We start from the raw sequence: 14,226 nt of genomic DNA on the forward strand, positions 1-14,226 counted from the left end.
CAGTCGGGTTTTGCGCGTTATCATGGCGGAGGCGAGCCATGATGCGGGTCACGGGAGCGGATGCGGCGCGGTGGGCGCGGGGCTTCGATGAGGTTCTGGAGCGGATCGAGGGCCGGTTCAGACGGGCCGAGCCGCGTCGGCGGGCCGAGGCCTACCTGCGCGGCCTCCTGGCGCCGGTCGAGCGCAAGAACGGCTGGCAACTGGCGGAAGCGGCGGGCGATGCCACGCCCGATGGGGTCCAGGAGTTTTTGAGCCGGGTGCGCTGGGACGCGGACGCCATGCGCGACGATCTGCAAGCGTATGTCGCCGCGCATCTGGGTGATCCGAACGCGGTTCTGGTGCTCGACGAAACCGGCTTCCTGAAGAAGGGCACGAAGTCGGCGGGCGTGCAGCGGCAGTACACCGGCACGGCCGGGCGGATCGAGAACGCGCAGGTCGGGGTGTTCCTGGGTTATGCCGGATGCCACGGCCACGCCTTGATCGACCGGGCGCTCTACCTGCCCACGTCCTGGACGGACGACCGTGCGCGCTGCCGGGCCGCGCATGTGCCCGATCACGTGACCTTCGCGACCAAGCCGGCGCAGGGTCTGGCCATGCTGGAGCGGGCGCGCGCGGCCAAGCTGCCGTTTGCCTGGATCGCGGGCGACAGCGTCTACGGGAGCGATCGCGCGATCCGGCGCTGGGCGGAGCGGCACGGGATCGGCTACGTGCTGACGGTCACGACCCAGCAGCGCCTCGGCCAGTGCCCGGTGGCAGAGTGGTTTGCCGATCGGGTCGATGCGTGGCCCGAGGACGCCCAGCCCGTCTGGCAGCGCCTGAGCGCGGGTGACGGTGCCAAGGGCCCGCGCTTCTACGATTGGGCCTGCATCCCCTATCGCGGGGCCGCGCCCGGCTTCCAGTGCGCGCTTCTGGTCCGCCGCTCGCTGGCCGATCCGGACGAGACGACCTTCTCTCTCACCCACGCACCGACAGGCACGCCCCTCTCCGACCTCGTGCGGATCGCCGGCCAGCGCTGGACCATCGAGAGCAACTTCGAGCAGGCCAAGGGCGAGGTCGGGCTCGACCAGTACGAGGTGCGCTCGTATCCAGGCTGGCACCGGCACGTCACCCTGGCGATGCTCGCCCACGCCTACCTCGCCGCCCTGCGCCGGGCGGCCATCGGGGGGTGTGGTCACGGTCGACCTCGCCGCGGATCTGCTGCCGCTGACCGTGCCCGAGATCCGGCACCTGTTGGCCGCCCTCGTCGGCCTGCCTCCTCCCGACACCGCCGCGGTTCTGCGCTGGTCAGTCTGGCGACGGCGCCATCAGCAGCGCGCCAGACGCGCCCATTGGCGACGACGCACCCGAACGGCAAAACGACCAACCAAAAAACCCAAACCGCACAAAACCCGACTGTAGTACTAGGCACAAGCCGCGCGAAAGCGGGGCTGGACGGGCGGGTGAACCTATACAGCCCGCGGCACACGGTGGCACGTTGGATGCGGAAAGAACGCGTGCCCTTCGAGGAGGGATCGGGGCAACTCGGCCACCGCGTGCGAGGGTTTACGATTACAGAAATCTACGCGGCCTACTCACCGGATCACCAGGCGCTGGCGACTGAAGCGATTGAGCGCCTTCTGCAAGCTATCGCCGTGCAAAGGCGGTCTTTGTCCGAGCCTGGCCCATCCATGCAGGCGAGCACCCGCTCGACCGTCTTGGTCGCGTCCGCCTGAGGATCGCGCAGTCACCGAGCAGGCGAGGGGGTTGGCCGGACGCCCCAGTGCGAATGACGAACGACCTCAGACCCGGGGGTTCGGCAAAGCATCATCTGCTGACCTTAGTTCCCGGCCGGAAAGCGGACCTTCGGCATTGCGCGCCATCCCAGTCGTCCACTGGCCTTAGACAGCATCTCCAAAGCGGGCGTAGAAACGGTCGAGTTTTCAGATCTGGATCGCGCCACGTCCGGACCTTCGCTCAGGGTCCGCGGAATGGCTGCTCGCCACCCGACAGGGGACCTTCCGGCAACTCGCACATCGCGGTCGAGATCCTCGAAATGTTCTCGACGTGGCCTTTGGGGCTGTTGCAACCCCGGGCCGGGACGATCCAGCGCGCACTCCCTCGATCGAGGAGAAACCGAGTTCCAAGGGCTGTGAGCCTCGCTGACGCGCAAATCGGCCGCGTCACTCATCTGGCACGCTAGCTGCATCGCTTGAAACGAAGCGTGCTGCGCATTAGCGGTCGGGCCGAGAGGATGGCGTGCCGAGCTACACCGACGAGATGACGGCCCGGTTCGGCGACGGAGGGCCAGATGGCGCGAACGCCCCCGACGACGCCGCGCTGCATCGCATCCTCACGCGCCGCACCGTGCGCGCCTACGCGGATCGTGCGCCCGACGAGGGCCTGCTCGACCTCCTGGTCGCCGCGGCGCTCAGCGCGTCGAGCAAGTCGGACTTCCAGCAGGCCTCGATCCTGCGTCTCGCCGATCCTGCCAAGCGCGACGCCCTCGCGGCCCTGTTCCCGGCGATGCCGTGGATCGGCGCAGCGCCGGCCTTCTTCGTGTTTCTGGGCGACGCGCGCCGGCTCGAAGCGGCGGGCGCCCTGCGGGACAAGCCGGTCGCGAACGGCACGCTGGAGGGTTTCTTCAACGCCGCGGTGGACGCGGCGCTGGCGATGCAGACCTTCATCCTGGCGGCGGAGGCGGTGGGGCTCGGCTGCTGCCCGATCAGCGTGATCCGCAACCGGGTCGACGCGGTCGCGGAGCTCATCGGCCTGCCCGACAAGGTGTTTCCAGTGGCGGGCCTCTGCGTCGGCTACCCGGCTAAACCCGGCTTCGTCAGCCTGCGCCTGCCGCGCAGCCTTACGGTGCACCGCGACGCCTACGACGCGGCAGACCCCGCGCCCGCGCTCGATGCCTACGACCGACGCCGCCACGCGGTCCACGCCATCCCGCCCGAGCAGCAGCGCGCCCCCGACCGGTTCGGCCGCGCCGCCTTCTACGGCTGGTCCGAGGACAAGGCGCGCCAAGCCGCCGTGCCGGAGGGCGCGGCCTTCCCGGTCTGGCTGCGCGCCCACGGCTTCACCCTCGACTGAAACGCACCTCAAGGGGATCCCGCGATGACGGACCGACGCCTCGACCCGACCCGCCTCACCCGCCGCGGCGCCCTCGCGGGTCTCGCGGGAGCGCTGGTGCTGACCGGCTCCGGCGTCGCCCGCGCGGAGGGCACGATGGCGGAGATCAAGCGCCGCGGCCTGATCGTCGCGACGGAGGACGATTTCCGCCCCTTCGAGTTCGTCAAGGACGGCGAGCCCGCCGGCTTCGACAACGACCTCGTGGCGATCCTCAAGAAGGAGGCCGGGTTCCCGGTCAACCAGCAGATCCTGCCCTGGACTGGCATCCTGGCCGGGGTTGCCACGGGCAAGTACGACTGCGCCATCACGGCGGCGATCATCACCAAAGAGCGCTCGCAATCCCTCGACTTCACCAGCCCGATCGCGGACGCTACGCACTACTACGTCAAGCGCAAGAGCGACGCGAGCATCAGGGGCATCAAGGACCTCAGCGGCAAGACGGTCGGCGTCCAGGCTGGTAGCGCGCTGCTGGCCCGCCTGCCCGAGCTCAAGGCGATGCTGGAGAAGGACGGCGGCAGCCTCGGCAAGGTGGTTGAGTACACCTCGTACCCGGAGGCCTACCAGGACCTCGCGCTGGGCCGCACCGATTGCGTCGTCAACACGATCATCAACCTCAAGGCCTTGGTGACCGAGAAACCGAAGGTGTTCGAGGTCGGCCAGCCCGTCTCCGGCAAATCCTTCCCGGCCTGGGCGGTCAAGAAAGGCAACACCGAACTCCTCGCCTTCCTCAACGAGTTCATCGCCAGGCAGAAGGCCAACGGCACTTTCTACGCTCTGCAGAGGAAGTACTTCGGGGAAGAATTCCGCGACCTGCCGGTGACGTGGAACCCGGAGTTCTAGGTCCGCATGAGCTGGCTCGACGTCCTGGCCATCCTGCGGGGCGCCGTCACGACGCTGACGCTGTCGTGCCTCGGCATCCTGATCGGGCTGCCGCTCGGCCTCGGGCTGGCAGTGATCCGTTGGGCGCGGCTGCCGGGGCTGGCGCAGGTCGTGGCCGTCTACGTCAGCCTGCTGCGGGCGACGCCGCTCGTGACCCTGCTCCTGCTCCTGTTCTTCGCCCTGCCGGAACTCGGCCTGCCCCTCGGGCCGGTGCCGGCCGCCATCCTGGCCCTGGTGATGAACACGGCGGCCTTCAACTGCGAGGTCTGGCGGGCGGCCCTGATGAACTTTCCCCGCGAGCAGTACGAGGCGGCGCAGGCGGTCGGCATGCCGGCGCTCACCCGCTTCCGGCGCATCGTGCTCCCGCAGATCGCCCGCGCGAGCCTGCCCGGCCTCTTCAACGAGATGTCCCTCCTGATCAAGGTCACGCCGGTGCTCGCCGTCGTGGGCGTCGTCGACATCACCCGCGCGGCGGTGCGCATCGGGGCAGAGAGCTTCGAGCCGCTACCGCCCTTCCTGCTGGCTGTCGCGGTCTACGCCCCCATCGTCTTCGCCTTCGTGGCGCTCCAGCGCGCCGTCGAGCGCCGCCACGCGCGCAGGGAGGCCGCCGCGTGATCCGCGACTTCGGCATCGTCTGGGAGGAGCGCGGGCTCCTCGCGCAGGGGCTCGCCAACACGGTGCTGCTCTCGATCGTCGGCGCGCTGATCGCCGCCGCGCTCGGCGCACTGCTCGCCCCCGTCCTCGCTGCCCGCCTTCCACTCCTGCGCAAAGCGGCGCAAGCCGCAGTCGATGCCTTGCGCTGCGTGCCGTTCCTGCTCTTCGCCTACCTCGTCTATTACGGCCTGCCCTCGCTGGGTGTGAGCCTCGACAACTGGAGTTCGGGCCTCGCGGCGCTCGGCCTCTACCATGCCGCCTACATGGCGGAGATCCTGCGCGGCGCCTGGGCGGCGCTGCCGCGCGAGCCGATCGAGGCCGGCCACGCCTTCGGGCTCTACGGGTGGCGGCACTTCCGCCGCCTCGTCCTGCCGCTGCTCCTCCTCGCCGCCGGCCCGGTGCTCGGCAACCAAGTGATCCAGATCATCAAGGACAGCGCCTTCCTGACCATCATCGCGCTCCCCGAACTCACCCACGCGGCGAGTTCGATCCAGTCGCGCCGCTACGTCCCCTTCGCGGCATTCCTGTCGGCGGTGCTGCTCTACTGGGCGCTCTGCCTGATCGTCGAGGCGGGCGTCGCCCGCGTCGGCCGGCTCGCGGAGGCGCGGCGATGAGGGCGATGCCGGACATCGACACCACGCCGGGACGTCCGACGCTGGAGATCGTCGGGCTCTCGAAGCGCTTCGGCCCGCTGACCGTGCTCCAGGACGTGAGCCTGGGGGTCCATCGCGGCGAGACCGTGTGCCTGCTCGGCCCGTCGGGCTCGGGCAAGTCGACGCTCCTGCGCTGCGTGAACTGGCTGGAGCGCCCGGACGCCGGCCAGGTGCTGCTGAGAGGGGACCGCGTCGGCGTGACAGCGGGCGGCGTGGTGATGGGCGACCGCGAGCTGTCGCGCCTCCGCGCCCGCATCGGCATGGTGTTCCAGCACTTCGCGCTCTGGCCGCACCTGACGGTGATCCAGAACGTGATGGAGGGACCGGTCCAGGTGCTGCGGGCGCCGAAGGCCGAGGCGCGCGAGACCGCGGAGGCGCTGCTCGCCAAGGTCGGCCTGTCGGAGAAGCGCGACGCCTTCCCGGCCCGGCTCTCGGGCGGGCAGAAGCAGCGCGTCGGCATCGCCCGCGCGCTCGCGATGCGGCCCGACCTGCTGCTCTTCGACGAGCCGACCTCGGCGCTCGACCCCGAGCTTGTCGGCGAAGTGCTGCGCGTAATGCGTGATCTTGCCCGCGACGGCATGACGATGGTGGTCGTCACCCACGAGATGGGCTTCGCCCGCGAGGCCGCGAGCCGGGTCGTCTTCCTCGACAAGGGCCGCATCGTCGAGGCCGCCCCGCCCGGGGCCTTCTTCACCGCGCCGCGGACCGAGCGGGCGCGCCAGTTCCTCGCCCGCTACGCGCCCGCCTCCGCCGGAGAGACCCGATGAGTCCGATCTTCCACCTGATGCCGGACGCGCCGAAGCCCGTCGCACCCTACAGTCACGCCGTCGAGGCGAACGGCTTCGTGTTCGTCACCGGCCAACTCGCCACCGACCCGGACGACGACGCGACCGCGCTCCCCGAGGGCATCGAGGAGCAGACGCGCAAGGTCATGGACAACCTGCGCCGGGTGCTTGCAGGCGTCGGCCTCGGCTTTCCGGACGTGGTTTTCGTGCGGATCTTCCTCACGGATTTCGTGCGCGACTACGCGGCGATGAACGCGCTCTACGAGACTTACTTCGCGCCCGGCAAACTCCCCGGCCGCACCACCGTCGGGGTCACGCATCTCGCCCGCGGCGGCATCGTCGAGATCGACCTGATCGCGGCCCGGAGCTGAGCCTTGGACCTCCTCACCATCCCGGCCCGGAAGGGCAAGGCGGCCTTCGTGGCGCAGGGCCAAGTCGTCACGGTGGTCAACACCCACGGCGAGCAGGTGGTCGATACCTGGGCCTTCAACCGGGCGGACCTGACCGAGTTCATGTCGATGGAGCACAGCCGGGCGCACACGCTCCGCCTCGTGCCGCGCCCTGGCGACGTGATGCGCACCAACCGCCGCCGGCCGATCCTGACATGGCTGGAGGACACCTCGGGCGGCGTGCACGACACCCTGATCGCGGCCTGCGACCGCCACCGTTACGCCTTCCTCGGCCATGAGGGGCATCACGATAACTGCACCGACAACCTCGCGCAGGGGATGGCCGAACTCGGCCTCGTCCCGCCCAACGTGCCGAGCCCCCTCAACCTGTTCATGAACATCCCCTGGAGCCCGGACGGGACGCTGGCATTCGCCTCACCCCCGAAGCCGGTGCCGGGCGGCCACGTTGCGCTACGCGCCGAGATGGAGCTCGTGATCGCCTTCTCGGCCTGCCCGCAGGACATCCTGCCGATCAACGGCGCCGCCGGCCGCCCGGTCGAGGCGCATTTCCGCATCGCGTGAGGAGGGCTGCCGTGAGTGACGCCGAGGCCGTGATCGCGCGGAACCGCGCCCGCTATGAGGCACTGCGCGCGGGCGGGCAGGAGGCCGCCCCGAAGGCCCTGCCGCCCCCGACCGACCGGTCCGGCGCCCCGATCCCGGACGGGGCCGTGATCCACCATGAGACCGTGCCCGGCGGCTGGTACTGGACCACGGCCTTGCGCCGCGGCGAGGCCCTGCGCCTGCGCACGCCGGGCGGCGACGCGGCCGCGGCGCTGATCGCGTGGCGGCGGGACGACCCGTCCGAGCGCCTGAACGCCGCCGACACCGTGAAGGTGCAGTGGAGCGCCGCGCTCCGGCGCGGGCGCATCCTCCTCTCCGACATGGGCCGGGTGATGCTCTCGCTGATCGAGGACACGAGCGGCGCGCACGACGCCCTCGTCGGCGGCTCACGCGGGGACGCGGGCCTCGAAGAGGGGCGCACCACCCGCGGCAACTTCCTGGCCGCGGTCGGCAAGCTCGGCTTGACCAAGCGCGACATCCCGCCCTGCGTGACCTTCTTCGCGCCGGTCTCGGTCGGGGCGGACGGTCGCTTCGTCTGGGACGGGACGCGGCGCTCCGCGGGCGACTTCGTCGACCTGCGCGCCGAGATGGACCTGCTCGTCGCCGTGTCGAACTGCCGTCACCCGCTCGATCCCGAGACCGTCCCGCCGGGGCCGCTGGAGGCCGTGCGCTTCCGCGCGCCCGCGCCGGCAGCACACGATCCCTGCCGCAGCGCCGGCCCGGAGGCGGCCCGCGCCTTCGCGCACACCGACCGCCTCCACGCCTGAGGAGCCCCGTCATGAGCGCCGCCCTCTACGACGCCGTCATCCCGGCCGAGGCCCCGTGGTCGCGCCTGCTGCGCGCCGGGCAGAGCCTGCGCATCACCGACACCGAGGGCCAGCAGGCCGTCGACTTCCTGCTCTACGCCGCCGCCGACCCGGGCGAGCGCTACAGCGCGCAGGACACCATGCGGATCGGTGGCTCGCCCTATCTCGGGCTCGGCAGCCAGCTGATCTCGTCCGAGGGGCGCGTGATGGCGACGATCACCGCCGATTCCTGCGGGCAGCACGACACCTCCGCGGGCTGCTGCTCCTGCGAGAGCAACGCCGTGCGCTTCGGCGAGGAGACCCGCTACCAGCACGCCTGCCGCGAGAACTTCCTGGTCGAACTCGCCCGGCACGGTCTGTCGAAGCGCGACATCGTCGCCAACGTGAACTTCTTCATGAACGTGCCGATCGCTCCAAGCGGCGACTTCACGGTGGTCGACGGCGTGTCGCAGCCGGGCAACCACGTCGTGCTGCGTGCCGAGATCGACCTCCTCTGCGTCATCTCGAACTGCCCGCAGGTCAACAACCCCTGCAACGGCTTCCACCCGACACCGGTGCGGGTGGAGGTGCTGGAATAGAAGGACGGCGTTCGGGACGCGATGAGCCCACCGTGGAGTGCCAGGCGGGTGAGGAGGGTTCGGGTTGAAACCCGATGGCCGAAGCGGCTGGCCGCGCGGGGGCGTGAATGCCCGGACGGGTGGCCCCGGCCGGCTCTGCGCGGCACGCCGCGTCTCCTGGCGCTCCGGGAGCGATCAGGACCGCACGAGGCCCGACGCATCGACGAAGATCTCGGCGTCCCGGATCTCGACCGGGTAGAGGCACAGCGGCCGCGTCGCCCATCCGGCTGAGACCCGCCCGTCCCGCAGGTCGAACGAGGCGCGGTGATGCGGGCAGAGCAGCCGCCCGTCTGCGCACCGGCCGCGCGCGAGATCCGCGCCCTCGTGAGGGCAGGCGCGCTCGGCCGCGACGACCCAGTCGCCGTCCCGCACCAGGACGAGATGCCGGCCGCGCACGCGGACCGGAACGACCGCGCGTGCCTCGACCTCATCGAGCCGGCAGACGCGGGTCCACCGGTCCGCGCCGGCCACGTCACGGCTTGAGGGCATCGCGGACCTCAGCCGCCCAGGTAGGCTTCGCGGACGTGCGGATCCGCGATCAGGGCGGAGCCCGTGCCCGCGCGCACGACGCGGCCGGTTTCGAGCAGGTAGGCGTGGTCGCAGAGTTCGAGGGCCGCGAAGGCGTTCTGCTCGACGAGCAGCACCGTGGTGCCGGCGGTGCGGATCGCCCGGATGACCGCGAACATCCGCTCGACGATGGTGGGGGCGAGCCCCAGCGACGGCTCGTCGAACAGCACGAGCCTTGGGCGGGCCATCAGGGCGCGGCCGATCGCCAGCATCTGCTGCTCGCCCCCCGACAGAGTGCCGGCCGCCTGGTGCCGCCGCTCGGCGAGCCTCGGGAACTCGCCGTAGATGCGGTCGAGATCGGCGGCGACGCCCGGGCGATCGCGGCGGAGATAGGCGCCCATCGCGAGGTTCTCGGCCACGCTCATCTGCGGAAAGACGCGCCGCCCCTCCGGGCAGTGGGCGATGCCGTGCGCCAGGATGCGGCGCGGCTCGGCGCCGGTGATGTCGCGGCCCGAAAAGCGGATCACGCCGGAGCGGGGCGGCACGAGGCCGGAGATCGCTCGCAGCGTCGTCGACTTGCCGGCGCCGTTCGCCCCGACGAGGGCGACGAGCTGCCCCTCCTTCACCTCGATGCTGAGCCCCTTGAGGGCGGTGCCGTGGCCGTAGCCGCAGACGAGGTCGCGGATCTCAAGCATGGGCGACCTCCCGCGCGCCCGCCGCGGCCCTTCGCGCGGCGCTGCCCTGGCCCAGATAGGCCTCGATCACCGCCGGGTCGCTGCGGATCGCCTCGGGCCGTCCCTCGGCGATCAGGCGGCCGTGGTTCAGGACGACGATGCGGTCCGAGACCTCCATGACCATCGGCATGTCGTGCTCGACGAGCAGGACCGTGATGCCGCGCTCGCGGATCTGGCGGATCAGCCGCACGAAGATCCGGGTCTCCGAGGCGTTCATGCCGGAGACGGGCTCGTCGAGGAGGAGCATGGCGGGCTCGGTGGCGAGCGCCAGCGCCACGCCGACGAGGCGCTGCTCGCCGTAAGCCAGCGCCCCGGCCTTCTCCCCCGCGCGCCCCGCGAGGCCGACCCAGTCGAGAAGGGCCTCGGCGCGCTCGCGCAGCGCCCGCTCGCTCGCGCGGGTCCGCGCCAGCAGCGCGTCGAGGAGAAGCGTCCGGCTCATGCCGCCGCCCTGCCGGTGCAGACCGATCATCACGTTCTCGAACACCGTATCGTCCGGGAAGACGCTGGTGCGCTGGAAGGTGCGTGAGAGGCCGAGCCGGGTGATCTCGTGCGGCTGCAGGCCGGTCAGGCTCGTGCCGCGGAAGCGCACCTCGCCCTGGCTGGGCTTGAGGAAGCCCGTCATCACGTTGAAGGCTGTGGTCTTGCCCGCGCCGTTGGGGCCGATCAGGCTGACGATCTCGCCCTGCGCCACGTCGAAGTGCAGGTCGGCGATGGCGACGAGGCCGCCGAAGCGCACGCCGACATGCGCGACCGAGAGGATCGCCGCGCTCATCGTTGCACCGCCGGGCGGGACTTCAGGATCGTATTTCCGGCGCGGGGCGCCCTGCCGCGCGCCAGGAGCGCGGCGGCCCCCGGGACGATGCCGCGGGGCATCAGGAACAGGATCAGGATCAGCACGATCCCGTAGACGATCCACTGCGCCTCCGGCGCCATGACGGGGCGCAGCGCCACCGGCAGCAGGCCGAAGATCAGGCCCCCCACCACCGGGCCCATCAGCGTGCCCTTGCCGCCGCCCACCACCATGATGACCATCGTCACGGTGGTGGCGAACAGGAACACGTCGGGGTCGATGATCCGCAGGTAATGCGCGTAGAGGCTACCTGCCGCCCCCGCCATCGCGGCCGAGACCACCGCCGCGACGGTGAGCGTGCGGGTGGCGTTGATGCCCACCGACAGCGCCAGCGGCTCGTTCTCCTTGAGCCCGCGCATCGCCCGGCCGAAGCGCGAGCGCACCATCCGGGCGATGAGCGCGTAGCAGAGCGTGCCGACGCCGAGCACGAGGTAGTAGTTCTGGAGCTTGGTCCTCAGCGTCCAGGAGCCGAGGCCCGGCAGCCCGAAGGTGAAGGCCGGAATGCCGGTGAGCGCCAGCGGTCCCTGCGTCAGCTCCACCCAGTTGAGGGCCACGAGCCGCACCACCTCCGCGAAGGAGATCGTCACGATCACGAAGTAGGCGCCGCGCACCCGGAACGAGAGCCGCCCGATCAGCCAGCCGCAGGCCCCTGCCGCCGCGACCGCGAGGAGGAAGCCGGTCGCCGCCGGCCAGGGCTCGTGCGCGACCCGGTAGCCGAAGCCGATCTCCACGTCGAAACCGAGGCTGGTGAGCGCACTGACGTAGGCGCCGATGCCGAAGAAGGCGATGTGGCCGAGGCTGAGCTGCCCGGTATAGCCGAGGAGCAGGTTCAGGCTCATCGCCCCGATCGTCAGGATGCCCGTCGTGATCAGCGCGTTGAGGAGGTAGGGCTCGGTGCCGAGGGCGAGCGGCAGCGCGGCGAGCGCCGCCAGGAGGAGGACGGGGAGCAGCCGGGTCATCCGATGCGCTCCGCCTTCGCGAACAGGCCGGTCGGGCGCCAGAGCAGGACCGCGATGATGATCAGGAAGCCCATCGCGTCCCGGTAGCCCGAGGAAACGTAGCCGGCCCCGAATTCCTCCGCGAGCGCCAGGAGGAAGCCGCCGATCGCCGCCCCGGTGACGTTGCCGAGGCCGCCCATGATGACGATGGCGAAGGCCTTCAGCTCGGCGAGTTGCCCCATCTGCGGGAACACCACGTAGACCGGGCCGAGCAGCGCCCCGGCGGCGGCGGCGAGCGAGGAGCCGAGCGCGAAGGTCGCGGTGTAGATGCCTCGCACGTCGACGCCCATCAGCGCCGCCGTGTCGGCATCCTGGAAGGCGGCGCGCATGGCGAGGCCGAGCTTCGTGCGGTTGATCAGCGCGTAGGTGAGCCCGATGAGGAGGAGCGCACCCGCCAGCACGAACAGGCTCAGCCACGAGACCGAGACCGGCCCGAGCTGCAGCGGCGCCTGCGGGAAGGGCGAGGGCACCGCCTTGGCGACACCGCCGAAGGTCCACAGCGTGCTCGATTGCAGGACAATGCCGGCCCCGATCATCACCAGCATGGTGGTGTCGATGTCCTGGCCCCGCAGCGGCCGGAGCAGCAGGACCTCGATCACGGCGCCGAGCGCGAGCCCGCCCGCGATCGCGACCGGCAGCGCCAGGAAGAAGTTCAGACCCAGCGCCGCCACCGCGAGGTACATCAGGTAGGCGCCGACCGTGTAGAGCGCGCCGTGGGTGAAGTTCACGACGTTCATGATCCCGAAGATCAGGGTCAGCCCGACCCCGAGGAGCGCGTAGGTCCCGCCCAGGATCAGCGTGTTGACGAGGTGCTGAAGCAGCTGGTCCATGAAACCGGCCCATCTCGGCGTTCAGAGGGTCGGCTGGACGACGCGGCCGTCCTTGATCTCGATGATGTAGACGTCGGGCCTGCTCTGGCCGCTCTCCTTGCCGGCGGGGCCGGACTTCGCGAAGCGGATCGGGCCGTTCAGGCCGGTGAAGTCGACGGACCAGAACGCCTTGGTGATCGCGGCGGGCTCGGCCGAGCCGGCCTTCTCGATGGCCTGCGCGATGGCGCGGATGCCATCGTAGCCGCGAAAGCTCTCGGTGACGCCCGCGAAGGCGAAGCCGCGCTTCTTCCACTCGCCGATGAAGTACTCGGTCGCCTTCGGGTTCGGGGTCTTCTCCGGCAGCCATGGCAGGAAGGTGGTCAGGTGCATGGTGCCTTCGGCGGCGGCCCCGGCCTGGGCGATGATCTGGTCGGGGTTCTGCGAGCCGCCCGTGGTGATGACGCGCTTCTTGAGGCCGAGCGCCGCCATCTGCTTGAACAGCAGCACGAGCTGGTCGACGGCACTCGTGATCATGATCGTGTCGCTGTCGGAGGCTTTCAGCTTGGCGAGCTGGGCGCTCATGTCCTGCGCGGCCTGGTCCATGGTCTCGACGAGGCCGACCTGGACACCCTTCTCCTTCAGCATCTTGCCGAAGTCGGTCGCGGCGCCGCGGCCGAAGTCGTTGTTGAGGACCAGGAAGTCGACCTTCTTGATCCCGAGCCGCGACACCATCGGGGCGAAGTTCTCGGCCTCCAGCGCCGAGGGCGGCGAGATGCGGAACACGAACGGGTTGCCGGAGGTGGTGATCTTGCCCGAGGAGGATGTCTCCACCAGCATCGGCGTCTCGTAGTCGACGAGCTTCGGCATCACTGCGAGCGTCAGGCTCGACCCCCAGGCGCCCATCATCACCGGCGTCTTGTCGCTGGTGATGAGCTTCTCGGCCACGGCGGCGGCCTCGGTCGGGTTGCTCTTGTTGTCCTCGATCACGAGTTCGAGTTTCTTCCCGAGCACGCCGCCCTTCGCGTTGATCTCGTCAGCGGCGATCTTGGCGCCGTTCACCACGTAGGTGCCCGACGCCGCGAAGGCGCCGGTGAGCGGCTCGTTGACGCCGATTCGGATCGAGTCCGCGAGAGCGCCGGTCGCCGCGAGCGCCAGCACGATCGCGGTGGTGAGGGTGAACCTGCTCGACATGAAGATCTCCGGTGGGGGCGAGGACAGGGTTCAGGCGCGGCCGAGCCACGCGGCGAGGCGCGCGCGGATCAGGTCGAGGAGCAGGCGGAGGGGGTTGAGGCCGGCGGGCGCGGCACGCGCGGCGCCGGAGAGCCGCGCGTCGAGGTTGCGGGCGAACTCGGCCGCGATGCGGCCTGCGAGGTCACGCACGAGGCCGGGCCGGCCGAACTGCGCCAGCGGCCCTGTCAGGGTGTAGCCGATGTCGAGGACGACCCGCGCGGTGCCCGGCTCCGCCCCGGGCTCGACCCGGTAGCGGATCTCGCCCTCGGTGGCGGAGCGCCCGCCCGCATCGCTGCCCGCGCCGCGCACCCGGCCGGTGCGGGCAGCCTCGTCCCGCCAGAGCCGGGCGCGGCCCCGAAACGTGGCGCCGATCGGCCCGATCCGCACCTGCAGCCCGCCCTCCAGCGTGTCGGGATCGGGCCGGCCGCTGAGCACGGCGCCCGGCAGGCAGGCGGCCACCGCCTCGATGTCGCCGAGGACCGCGAACACCGCCTCCGGCGGATGGGCGAGGTCGATCGTCTGCGCGAAACGATGCGCGGGACGGAAGGTCTCCGGAAGATCCGCCACGGCGGGCGCGGCCCCGGCC

The 14,226-nt window shown here is 70.8% G+C and carries 16 protein-coding genes and 1 pseudogene; 10 read left to right on the plus strand and 7 right to left on the minus strand.

The window, feature by feature from the left end:
* Nucleotides 1–38 precede the first annotated feature (38 nt).
* From DT057_RS13395 to DT057_RS13440, 10 genes and pseudogenes are all read left to right on the plus strand, one after another.
* Nucleotides 39–1,373, plus strand: a pseudogene (locus DT057_RS13395) (IS701 family transposase); the annotation flags it as partial.
* 862 nt (nucleotides 1,374–2,235) lie between these two features.
* On the plus strand, nucleotides 2,236–3,069 hold the full coding sequence (locus DT057_RS13400; RefSeq protein ID WP_238313566.1) for a nitroreductase family protein: 834 nt from the start codon (nucleotides 2,236–2,238) through the stop codon (nucleotides 3,067–3,069).
* Nucleotides 3,070–3,093: 24 nt separating this feature from the next.
* A complete protein-coding gene (locus DT057_RS13405) occupies nucleotides 3,094–3,948 on the plus strand; it encodes a transporter substrate-binding domain-containing protein (RefSeq protein WP_128562604.1) in 855 nt (284 codons plus the stop codon).
* Nucleotides 3,949–3,954: 6 nt separating this feature from the next.
* Complete coding sequence (locus tag DT057_RS13410; protein WP_128562605.1) at nucleotides 3,955–4,602, plus strand: ABC transporter permease subunit; 648 nt, start codon at nucleotides 3,955–3,957, stop codon at nucleotides 4,600–4,602.
* Complete coding sequence (locus DT057_RS13415) at nucleotides 4,599–5,255, plus strand: amino acid ABC transporter permease (RefSeq protein ID WP_128562606.1); 657 nt, start codon at nucleotides 4,599–4,601, stop codon at nucleotides 5,253–5,255. The genes DT057_RS13410 and DT057_RS13415 overlap by 4 nt, the downstream gene beginning before the upstream one ends.
* Nucleotides 5,252–6,061 carry an amino acid ABC transporter ATP-binding protein gene (locus DT057_RS13420; RefSeq protein ID WP_128562607.1) on the plus strand — a complete coding sequence of 270 codons (810 nt, stop codon included), beginning with the start codon at nucleotides 5,252–5,254 and terminating at the stop codon, nucleotides 6,059–6,061. The genes DT057_RS13415 and DT057_RS13420 overlap by 4 nt, the downstream gene beginning before the upstream one ends.
* Nucleotides 6,058–6,450, plus strand: coding sequence for a RidA family protein (locus DT057_RS13425; RefSeq protein ID WP_128562608.1), 393 nt, complete (start codon nucleotides 6,058–6,060; stop codon nucleotides 6,448–6,450). Before DT057_RS13420 ends, DT057_RS13425 begins: the two co-directional genes overlap by 4 nt.
* A gap of 3 nt (nucleotides 6,451–6,453) precedes the next feature.
* Entirely contained in the window at nucleotides 6,454–7,050 is a 597-nt protein-coding gene (locus tag DT057_RS13430) for a DUF1989 domain-containing protein (protein ID WP_128562609.1), read from the plus strand.
* An 11-nt stretch (nucleotides 7,051–7,061) separates the two neighbouring features.
* Nucleotides 7,062–7,856 (plus strand): urea amidolyase associated protein UAAP1, encoded by a 795-nt coding sequence (locus DT057_RS13435; protein ID WP_128562610.1) that lies wholly within the window; start codon nucleotides 7,062–7,064, stop codon nucleotides 7,854–7,856.
* Between the two features lie 11 nt (nucleotides 7,857–7,867).
* Nucleotides 7,868–8,473 carry an urea amidolyase associated protein UAAP2 gene (locus tag DT057_RS13440; RefSeq protein WP_128562611.1) on the plus strand — a complete coding sequence of 202 codons (606 nt, stop codon included), beginning with the start codon at nucleotides 7,868–7,870 and terminating at the stop codon, nucleotides 8,471–8,473.
* A gap of 174 nt (nucleotides 8,474–8,647) precedes the next feature.
* Here the strand turns inward: DT057_RS13440 and DT057_RS13445 are convergent, their stop codons facing one another.
* The 7 genes from DT057_RS13445 to DT057_RS13475 form a co-directional block, all read right to left on the minus strand.
* Entirely contained in the window at nucleotides 8,648–9,001 is a 354-nt protein-coding gene (locus DT057_RS13445; protein ID WP_128562612.1) for a Rieske (2Fe-2S) protein, read from the minus strand.
* Between the two features lie 8 nt (nucleotides 9,002–9,009).
* The gene (locus DT057_RS13450) at nucleotides 9,010–9,714 is read right to left on the minus strand and encodes an ABC transporter ATP-binding protein (RefSeq protein ID WP_128562613.1); all 705 of its coding nucleotides are present in this window, start codon (nucleotides 9,712–9,714) and stop codon (nucleotides 9,010–9,012) included.
* Nucleotides 9,707–10,525 (minus strand): ABC transporter ATP-binding protein, encoded by an 819-nt coding sequence (locus DT057_RS13455; RefSeq protein ID WP_128562614.1) that lies wholly within the window; start codon nucleotides 10,523–10,525, stop codon nucleotides 9,707–9,709. Before DT057_RS13455 ends, DT057_RS13450 begins: the two co-directional genes overlap by 8 nt.
* Nucleotides 10,522–11,562: a branched-chain amino acid ABC transporter permease gene (locus tag DT057_RS13460; RefSeq protein ID WP_128562615.1), complete on the minus strand. Its 1,041-nt coding sequence runs from the start codon at nucleotides 11,560–11,562 to the stop codon at nucleotides 10,522–10,524. Before DT057_RS13460 ends, DT057_RS13455 begins: the two co-directional genes overlap by 4 nt.
* Nucleotides 11,559–12,431 carry a branched-chain amino acid ABC transporter permease gene (locus DT057_RS13465; RefSeq protein ID WP_128562616.1) on the minus strand — a complete coding sequence of 291 codons (873 nt, stop codon included), beginning with the start codon at nucleotides 12,429–12,431 and terminating at the stop codon, nucleotides 11,559–11,561. Before DT057_RS13465 ends, DT057_RS13460 begins: the two co-directional genes overlap by 4 nt.
* A gap of 21 nt (nucleotides 12,432–12,452) precedes the next feature.
* A complete protein-coding gene (locus DT057_RS13470; protein WP_128562617.1) occupies nucleotides 12,453–13,601 on the minus strand; it encodes an ABC transporter substrate-binding protein in 1,149 nt (382 codons plus the stop codon).
* 30 nt (nucleotides 13,602–13,631) lie between these two features.
* A partial coding sequence (locus DT057_RS13475) for an SRPBCC family protein (protein WP_162501396.1) occupies nucleotides 13,632–14,226 on the minus strand: 595 nt, incomplete at its 5' end.

It is taken from the genome of Methylobacterium crusticola (assembly GCF_003574465.1).
Taxonomy (GTDB): domain Bacteria; phylum Pseudomonadota; class Alphaproteobacteria; order Rhizobiales; family Beijerinckiaceae; genus Methylobacterium; species Methylobacterium crusticola.

Coding starts and splice junctions, on each gene's coding strand:
- DT057_RS13420 (WP_128562607.1), top strand. CDS start 5,252: ATGAGGGCGATGCCGGACATCGACACCACGCCGGGACGTCCGACGCTG.
- DT057_RS13470 (WP_128562617.1), bottom strand. CDS start 13,601: ATGTCGAGCAGGTTCACCCTCACCACCGCGATCGTGCTGGCGCTCGCG.
- DT057_RS13455 (WP_128562614.1), bottom strand. CDS start 10,525: ATGAGCGCGGCGATCCTCTCGGTCGCGCATGTCGGCGTGCGCTTCGGC.
- DT057_RS13450 (WP_128562613.1), bottom strand. CDS start 9,714: ATGCTTGAGATCCGCGACCTCGTCTGCGGCTACGGCCACGGCACCGCC.
- DT057_RS13405 (WP_128562604.1), top strand. CDS start 3,094: ATGACGGACCGACGCCTCGACCCGACCCGCCTCACCCGCCGCGGCGCC.
- DT057_RS13465 (WP_128562616.1), bottom strand. CDS start 12,431: ATGGACCAGCTGCTTCAGCACCTCGTCAACACGCTGATCCTGGGCGGG.
- DT057_RS13425 (WP_128562608.1), top strand. CDS start 6,058: ATGAGTCCGATCTTCCACCTGATGCCGGACGCGCCGAAGCCCGTCGCA.
- DT057_RS13410 (WP_128562605.1), top strand. CDS start 3,955: ATGAGCTGGCTCGACGTCCTGGCCATCCTGCGGGGCGCCGTCACGACG.
- DT057_RS13445 (WP_128562612.1), bottom strand. CDS start 9,001: ATGCCCTCAAGCCGTGACGTGGCCGGCGCGGACCGGTGGACCCGCGTC.
- DT057_RS13460 (WP_128562615.1), bottom strand. CDS start 11,562: ATGACCCGGCTGCTCCCCGTCCTCCTCCTGGCGGCGCTCGCCGCGCTG.
- DT057_RS13440 (WP_128562611.1), top strand. CDS start 7,868: ATGAGCGCCGCCCTCTACGACGCCGTCATCCCGGCCGAGGCCCCGTGG.